A 9024-nucleotide genomic window follows, 5' to 3' on the forward strand; every position below is an offset into this window, starting at 1 on the left:
GCCGCAGACAGCTCCGCGGGTTGGGGAAGATGCGAACGACCAGGGTGCGCCGCTTGATCTCCTGGTTCAGCCGCTCCAGCATGTTCGTCGACTTCATGTGCTTGTGGTGGGCTAGCGGCAGCCGATAGAAGCTCAGCGTCTCCTCGATGTTATCTTCCACCCAGTTGACCAGCTTCGGGTATTTGGCCTGCCATTTGGCGATCCACTGCGCCAGGTCGCGTTTGACCTCGGCAAGGTCGCGCCGGTCGTAGAACCATCTGAGCTCCATCAGGCAATCGTCGTCGACCTTGCGCGGCACGTAGTCGAGCGCGTTTCTGAGGAAGTGCACGTAGCAGCGCTGCCAGACCGCTTCGGGCAGCACTTCGCGGATTGCCGCCCTGAGCCCCGAATGGTCGTCGGAGACGACGAACTCGACGCCGGCGAGCCCGCGATTCTTGAGCCCCGTCACGAACTCGCGCCAGCTCGAATGGCTCTCCCGGTTGGCCAGCTCCACGCCCAGAACCTGGCGCCGGCCCTCCCAATACACGCCGATCGCCACCAGCACCGCCTGGCTGGCGATCACGCCCGCCTCGCGAGCCCGTTCATAGCGCGCGTCCAAAATGAGATACGGATAGCTTTCCTCGAGCCGCTGCGTGAAGAACGCCTTGAGCGCCTCATCCAGCCGCATCGTCGCCTCGCTCACCGTCGAGGCCGAGAAAGAGTGGCCGCACAGTTCCTCCGTCACCGCCTTCACCTTGCGGGTCGAAACGCCCTGCACGTACATCTCGACCAGCGCCGACACCAATGCCTTCTCCGAGCGCTGGTAGCGCTCAAACAACTCCGTCGAGAACCGGCCAGCCCGATCCTGCGGAACGCGAAGCTCCAGCACCCCGACCCGCGTCACCAGCTTGCGCTCGTAATAGCCGGACCGGTAACTCGTCCGCTCCGCCGTCCGCTCGCCTTTCTCGGCCCCGATCGCCTCCGTCATCTCGGCTTCAAGAACCTCCTGCACGACACTCTGCAATGCCTGGCGAAAGCCGTCCTCATCCGACAACAGCAACGCTTTCAACTCGCCTCTGCTCAGTCTAACGTCTCGATTGGTCATGGCACTTCCCCTTCCACGGGAATCGGTGATCGCAACGTCACCACCGTGCCATGGCCGCTCGCCCCTCAGAGCAAGCGCCGTTCTCTCTCCAAAACTTTTTGCAGAACCTTCAGCACATCTGTGGACGCCCCCGTGAGCGCAAGAAGAATCTTCGAAAGGCAGTATAGCGGCGCGTAGTCGGGTGCTGACATCTGTCCGGCCTCTGATGCGGCCTTCCATTTGCCGCCGGCCCGTATGGGAGTTCGCCGATCGGATCCATATCACTACCGCGCGCTCGAAGCGCTCTGTGCTGAACTGGTTTTTCCGATCCGTCTCTCATCGACTGTCGCGCCATACCTCTCCGTGTGACCTTCCTACACCTGCGACGACCTCAGACCGAGCTGCTATGCTGCCACGGCCGGAGCCCTGTAGGTCCCACCTCTTGCCATGAGCGCCCAGACGATGCGGGCCATCTTGTTGGCAAGAGCGACGACCACAAGCATTGGCGGCTTGCGGGCGAGCATGCGCCCAAGCCACGATCCTTCACGAATGCCTCGCCGACGAGCATGACGCACGACAGCGCTCGCTCCGATGATAAGCAGGCGACGCAAAGTACGCTCGCCCATCTTCGATGTTGCACCGAACTTCTGTTTACCGCCGGTTGAGCGTTGCAGCGGCGTCAGGCCCAGCCAAGCGGCGAAGTCGCGCCCCTTTCGGAAGATTGCGGCGCAAGGCGCCAGTGCAACCAGAGCCGTTGCCGTTATCGGACCAACGCCGGGGATTGTTGCCAACCGCCGCACGTCTCATCCTCTCGGGCACGCCGTGCAATCTCGGCATCGAGCTGCTTGATCCTTTCCTCCAGCGATCTCAGCGTATCGACCAGCATGGTGAGGGCCAGGCGGGCTGCTTCTGGCAGATCGCCCTTAGGATCCTCTACCTTTTCCATCAGCTTGGCGATGTGAGAAGGGCCTTGGGCAACGACCAGTCCATATTCTGCGAGATGGCCGCGCAAGGCGTTGATCGTCTGGGTGCGCTGCCGCACCAGCAGATCACGAGCCCGGAATACGGCCGCACTCGCCTGCTCCTCCTCACTCTTCACGGCGACAAAGCGCATGGTCGGCCCCTGCGCGGCCTCGCAGATCGCCTCGGCATCGGCGGCGTCGTTCTTCTGCCGCTTCACGAAAGGCTTCACATAGGATGGCGGGATCAGACGAACGGTGTGCCCGAGCTTGCCGATCTCGCGCGCCCAGTGATGCGCCCCAGAACAGGCCTCCATGGCGACCAAGCAGGCCGGCTGCCCAGCGAGAAACGCAAGCACCTTGTCGCGTCGCAGTTGCTTGCGGAAAACAATGGCGCCCGCCGCATCGGCTCCATGCGCCTGAAATACATTCTTCGCTAGGTCCAACCCGATCGTGTTAACTTCCATTGTGGACGCTCCCTCTCTTACGGTGGCTGTCAAACACCACCATTCTGGCACATCGATGCCGTCGAGGGGGCGTCCACATGGGGTAATCGCGGGAGCGACGCGCCCTGAACCGATCATAGCCTTGGAGGGTGGCTGTTCCCCGATAAGATGAAATACGGGCTCACGACTGGACGCCGGGCCCAGCATCAACGGAGAACAGCCATGGAAGAACATATCGGTCTCGACGTGTCGATGAAAGAGACGGCAGTGTCGATCCGCCGTGAAGGCGAACGGATCTGGCGCGGGAAGTGCGCATCTGATCCCAGGATCATTGCCGAGCTTGTCCGCAAGCGGGCGCCGGCCGCAAAGCGCGTCGTGTTCGAAACCGGCCCGCTGTCAGTTTGGTTCTATCATGCGCTGCGCGCCGAGGGATTGCCAGCGATCTGCATCGATGCGCGCTCGTGGCAGCACGCACTCGGCTGGTCCGGATCACCGTCGAGCTTTCCAACCAGATCCGAGGGATCATGAAAACGTTCGGCTTGCTCGTTCCCGCCGGTAAGGGAACTACATTCGAAAAGAATGTCCGGAGCCTTCTTATCGATCAGAGCGAGCTTGCTCCTGTCGTCCTACCGATGTTGGAAGCCTGGCGCAGCATTCGCATCCGTGCCGCCGAGCTTGGGCGCCAGCTTGTCGCAGATGCACGTCAAAGCCAAGCATGCCGCATACTCATGTCGATCCCCGGCATCGGCGCCATTACCGCAACCTCTTTCGCCACTGCCATTGAAGATCCGGGCAACTTCAAGAAGTCCCGCTCTGTTGCCGCTTGGATCGGCCTGACAACTCGCCGCTACCAATCGGGAGAAGTCGATTTTGACGGCCATATATCCCGACGCGGCGATCGACATTTGCGGGGACTTCTCTATGAGGCTGCGGCGGTCATCCTGACACGCAGCTCGATCGACAGCAGCCTGCGCACGTGGGGCCTCAAGCTCCGGGAGAGGGTTAGCTTCAAACGAGCTGCCGTGGCTGTGGCGCGCAAACTGGCGGTGATAATGCATTCGATGCTCAAGACCGGTGAGTTCTTTGATCGAAATGCAGGCGCCACAGCATGAAATCTTGCGAATAGGGTTCAGGATCTGAGCGCCTGAGACGTCCCTGCCGGGACGTGAGCCGAGCCATTCCGCTGATGGGGTTGCACCGCTGTCTCAGCAAAGTGCGTCGTCCACATTGAAGGCTCGTCCGCGGAGCTCCATCATGCGGCGACTGATGTCGACCGCGAAGACAACCATGCACCCGGCAGCGTCGTCTCGACGCAATTACATGCTTGACGTCCCAGCGGCGATTAGACAACCCCATCACTATCCAACCCTATCTTGTGAGATGCTCGACAACCGACAACTACTGTCGGGTGCGTGAGTCAGCGACACGATGGTGCTTGGCCGGTTCTACCGCGCTCTTCTAAGCCATTGAACCGAAATTTTCTCTCTCTGCGTCTCTTCTGCGCAGTTTGGCACGACTTTTGCGATCTACGTTGCGAGGCGTCAGGAGCTGCCGACTTTCATGTCTAAGGTAATCGCGATCTCATGGGACGAAGCAACATGTCAAGGCAACAACGTCATCTTACGCCCAGAGGCGCTCTTTTAGGCCTTGGCCAGTCCGAACCCGTTGAAGCGCGAGGCCGGCTCCTCGCCGAGATGTTCAACAAGGCATTAAGAAGTTGTAAGTCGACGATGCAGCCCAGAGCGGCACTTAGCGCAAGATCGCATTTAGGGAGGAAGACGATATGAATAACGCCAAATTGCTTTCGGCCGCACGAGAAGTCATGTCTAGGACGCGCCTAATTCTTCTTGCCGGAGGCTCATCAACTGAGCGAGGGAGCTCTCTTGCGACTAGAGATGTACTGTTACCGTACCTTCAAAGACTGTGCTGTTCAGTTGACGTTGTGGACCCGAACGACGTAGACTACCTTCTTCGCGCCGTCCGCCAATGCGACTTCGTACTGAATGTTGCCTATGGTGCAGGAGGCGAAGACGGTACGATGCAAGGGTTCCTTGACATCCTACGCGTTCCCTACTCAGGGCCCTCAACACTGCCCTCCGCGATCGGAATGAACAAAGAAATATTTGTCTCATTGCTTCGAGGTTTGGGCTATCTAGTCCCACACGGCTGCTTAGTAACAGCGCTGGGAGATCCTCGGTCTTGGCCGCGCGAACTCCAGCATTCGCGGGTACTGGTCCTCAAACCAATTGACGAGGGGAACAGTCTTAGCATCAAAATGCTGGATGGCCAGGCGGCAGCCGCCGAGGCAATTACCAGGATCGATCCTACCGACCGATCCAGATTTCGCCTTGAAGAATTCATCGATGGGCCATTCGGTACCGTCGGCATCTTTCAGGTTGGCCTAGAGATGATTATAGGCGATGCCGTACTATTCGACCTTCCAGACGGCTGGCGCTTCTACGACGACCGGCTGAAGCGAAAGCTGGTCGATGAGCGTGCCACACCCAGGATACTTCATGGGCTGGCGGCAGAACGTGTCCGCGATGATGCCCTCAGGCTTTATAGGCAATTGAACTGCAAAGGGCTTGTGCGCTTCGACTTTATCTTTAATGACGGCACCCCCGTCTATCTTGAGGCTAACACCATCCCAGGATTGTATCCTGGCAGCAATGCGGCGCTCTCCTTCCAATCAGAGTTCTCGTTCGAAGATCTCCTCATACTGAGCACTGCTGCGCAAATTACGGGGCAGCTAAAAGGAGACCAATGGTCAACGAAGATAATCCAGGACACTTGACTGCCGCCCACTTTCGACCGGCCACTCAGCACAAGCAGGAAGGCTCAAGCCCATGCTTGAGGATGGGCTTATGTCTAACGAGTATCTAGAAGTCGAACTGTGGTTGGCGGTGTCCCGGCGTCGACCGCTGGACAACCGAACGCAAACTGCAGATCATCAGCCCAATGGCACGCCGAGCGATCGGCCCGTCGACCCAAATCGACCAAGCTTGCGCTCAACACGAGCTTGCGCACTTATGTGGAGCAGCGACTGGCCAGCGTCGCGCGGTACCGGGTCACTGCGAGACCTCATCCTTGGTCTTGGCAGCTCGGCGATCGGCACGCTGGTTGAGCGTACGACACGCTTCACGATGTTGCTGCATCTTCCCCGGCTCGCGGGGCATGGCGAAGTTCCGCGCATGAAGAATGGCCTTGCACCGGCGGGACACGGGACCGAAGGCGTGCGCGATGCGATTACGCGCAGCATCATCACCTTGCCCGAAGAACTACGCCATTCGCTGACCTGGGAGCAGGGAGCCGAAATGGCTCAGCACGATCGCCTCAAGATCGACGCGGGTGTCAAGTCTACTTCTGCGATCCGCAAAGCCCCTGGCAAACGTGGCACCAACGAGAAACGCCAATGGGCGCTGCGTCAGCACTTCCCGAAAGACACCGACCAGCGTCCACTCAGCCGACGAGATCGCCGCCGTGACCGCAGCCCTCAATGCCCGACCGAGAAAACCCCGGGCCGGAAAACGCCGGCGGAGGCGGTTGACGAATTGCGGTCGTGAGGGAACATAATCGATGTTGCGACGACCGCTTGAATCCGCCCAGGAACCGGCCGCAACACGTCTAGTGCCGCGTTCATCAGTTCAGCGAAGGCGAACTTGCTCCGGTCGATGGCTACGAACATGTAGAGCTTGCCCCCTTGCCGCCGTGATTGTGCGCGCCAGGGCGAAAACCCAGCGTTCTGCCCTGCGTACCGGTACTTTCGCTGATCTGTGGTGAGATTTCCATGGATGAACGGTGAGTGTCAGTGCCGCGCTCCCCAGTTCATGGAGAAAGACTGCTCTCCAACCGCGGCCTTCAAAAGCTACGGCGACATTGGCCTAAAACGGTGGGATCATGCCCATCGACCATAGAAAATGGATCGATTAGTCTAACCATCGCGCATGAATATTGACGTGAAACTTTACCCATTTCTGTAAAATTATATTGCTTTAATGTTTCGGCCCAGCAACATCATGTTAACAAGAAATTGTCCTTTGCCAAATGACGGCTATGTTATCTTCTCGGTCCCGTCATTAAAGCCGACGGAAGATTATTAGGAGTTTGCAGTAGTCAGCGTTTTGCCGAAATGACAAATAATGTGTCACGTCGCCGCGTTTCGACACAGGAAGACGGCTTCCAGACACCTTTGGAGAGTAGATTACGTTGTCTCTAGCGCGGCCGACCGACGTTGTATTGGAAATAGATCTGGCGGCTATTCGAGCGAATTTCCGGAACGTCTCGACCCTTGTCGGGCCTCAGGTAAGGGTGGCCGCAGTCGTCAAAAGTGACGCGTACGGACTTGGCCTTGTAAACATTGCAAGTACACTCATAGATGCTGGCTGCGATCTACTGTTTGTTGCCAATTTGGATGAAGCTCTGCTTCTAAGGTCTTCCTTTAGTGAAATTGCAATTGCGGTTTTTCGCGATGAGTTCGATAGGTTTGGCACGTGGTATAAGTCGCATGGCCTGATACCCGTTGTGAATAACTGCAAGGAATTGCACGCAGTCAGCACAGCCGGAGAGGCCCAAACGTACTTTCTCAATGTGGAAACTGGATTCTCTCGATTTGGGCTCAGCGTTGGTGATGTCCAGCGCCAGATTCTGCTACGCACCTTCGAGAGGTATCGCCCTTCGATCGTGCTCAGCCACCTCGCGTGCGGCGAATGCATTTGGGACGCGACGAACGTATTGCAAAGGGATCGTTTTCGGGCAGTCTATGATCTTCTTAAACCCACGCGCGGCAGTCTCGCTGCCTCCGCCGGTGTATGGCTCGGCAAATCCTACCACTTTGACATGGTGCGCATAGGATCGGCACTGTACGGGATCAATAACGCCGGTACACGGACAAATCCCCTGCAGCCCGTGGCCAAGCTCAGAGCAAGAATACTTGATGTGCGGAACGTGCCCAAGGGGGAGGCCGTTGGATATGGAGCAACGTTTCGTACGGCCCGGGCCAGTCGCATAGCAATCGTCGCGATTGGGTATAAGCATGGCCTTCCATGGTCCTGCGCGAACAAAGTATTCGTTCGGCTGGGAGAATATTTAGCACCTTTAGTAGGAAGAATATCTATGGAATATTTAACCATTGATATAACGGACATTCCCGCGGGACGTTGTAGCCCGGGCATCTTTGTGGAATTGCTGAGTGAAGACTTCACCGTCAATGACCTCGCAGCGGCCGCTGGCGTTAGTCCACAGGAGGCGCTGACGCGGCTTGGTGCTGGTTGCCCGCGAAAATATCTGAATTTATCTTCTCCATCTGCGGCGGTCACAGCAAACCGCTCGATGCAGGCGATGAGTAGCCCATCGAGAGCAAAGAGCCGACCGATGGACAAGTAAGCGCTCATCCAACGGTTAGGATGTCCGGGCAGGCCGCGCGGCTGCCAACTGCTCTTCCAGCCGCCCGATAGTCCGGACCTCAACCCTTGTATGGATGGCTCCCCGGGGGTCAAGGGCACATAGATTTCGGTTGCGGCCATGTATAAGGCATCTGAATGTGTAGCGGGATCGCTGCGCGCCCCTGATGAATGTCCGCTTGGAGGACAGGTCCCACTCAATCGAGCACGCTCGAGCCATTATCAAGACACGGTCTACAACAACGATTGGCTTGCAAGCCTTGACGGATGACCGATCGAGACGTTCAAGATCCGGTGACGCTCGAAAGGATCGAGCCAGCGGGTGAGGCGGTCTGGACCCGCAGGGCATAGGGACGGCGTTCCCTGGTCGCAGTCCCTATGTCCACATCAGGACACACTAACGCGCGCTCCGATCCATTCGGCTTCGCTCCGCTCGGAAGCATCATGATCGATTCGAGGCGTGGGACCGGATGCATGACGCGGGTATCAGATCACGTGTGAACCTCCTGAGGTCGGCCATCACGACCGCATCCTCAGGCACGACGATGAACTGGAAATGGTGCCGATCGTCTTGGCAGCGCTGGTTACATTTCGACGAGGCGCTGCGGCTGCACAACGGCGTGCCGCAAGGCCTGTCGTCGTCGATCTTCTCCAATGATCTGATAAGCTTAACGCGCTCGGGCGGTGGTAGGGGTCGCAGGAGGAATAAAATGAAAGGGCGTCGTCACCATCGGATCGGGAAAGATCGCCTCGACGATGGCTCGGTTGCTCGCGGACACCGGGGACTATCACGTTACGATCGTGGACCGCAGTGCCGAACAACTGGCGGAGATTGAAAGTGGTCCCGCTCTTTCGACGGCATACCTCAATATCCCCGACGAAGCAGTCTTGTCTGCGCAGCTGTCCGGCAAATTTCGCTGATCTGAGCGCGGCGCCTTTCCATCTCACGGCGGCCATTGCCAGGGTCGCTGGCAAAGCTGGGGCGCACCATCTCGACCTGACAGAGGGCGTTGAATCCACTCGCCGGTAAAGGGATCGCCGAGACAGCCAACACCTCGTTTATTCCACAATGTGTAAGCGCCAAGCTGACCCCATCTGGCGCGGCTTGAGGTGATGAGCGAGACATACTGACACTGAAGCAAGGAGCCGAGGAGCTT

General features: G+C 58.2%; 3 protein-coding genes and 4 pseudogenes. 5 read left to right on the forward strand and 2 right to left on the reverse strand.

The features are described from left to right. Both NKH83_RS31190 and NKH83_RS31195 read right to left on the reverse strand, forming a co-directional pair. On the reverse strand, positions 1-1084 hold a 1084-nt coding region (locus NKH83_RS31190; RefSeq protein ID WP_352808970.1), incomplete at its 3' end, for an IS256 family transposase. A 383-nt stretch (positions 1085-1467) separates the two neighbouring features. Then, positions 1468-2489: pseudogene (locus NKH83_RS31195) on the reverse strand (IS110 family RNA-guided transposase). A 201-nt stretch (positions 2490-2690) separates the two neighbouring features. Here NKH83_RS31195 and NKH83_RS31200 point away from each other — a divergent pair. The 5 genes and pseudogenes from NKH83_RS31200 to NKH83_RS31220 form a co-directional block, all read left to right on the forward strand. Next, positions 2691-3580: pseudogene (locus tag NKH83_RS31200) on the forward strand (IS110 family RNA-guided transposase). Between the two features lie 995 nt (positions 3581-4575). After that, complete coding sequence (locus NKH83_RS31205; RefSeq protein ID WP_352808973.1) at positions 4576-5262, forward strand: D-alanine--D-alanine ligase family protein; 687 nt, start codon at positions 4576-4578, stop codon at positions 5260-5262. 283 nt (positions 5263-5545) lie between these two features. Then, positions 5546-6031: pseudogene (locus tag NKH83_RS31210) on the forward strand (IS30 family transposase); the annotation flags it as partial. A gap of 673 nt (positions 6032-6704) precedes the next feature. Continuing rightward, complete coding sequence (gene alr, locus NKH83_RS31215; RefSeq protein WP_352808976.1) at positions 6705-7850, forward strand: alanine racemase; 1146 nt, start codon at positions 6705-6707, stop codon at positions 7848-7850. Between the two features lie 773 nt (positions 7851-8623). Continuing rightward, positions 8624-8940, forward strand: a pseudogene (locus tag NKH83_RS31220) (saccharopine dehydrogenase NADP-binding domain-containing protein); the annotation flags it as partial. Positions 8941-9024: the final 84 nt, after the last annotated feature.

The organism is Mesorhizobium sp. M0909 (genome assembly GCF_040319515.1).
GTDB lineage: Bacteria > Pseudomonadota > Alphaproteobacteria > Rhizobiales > Rhizobiaceae > Mesorhizobium.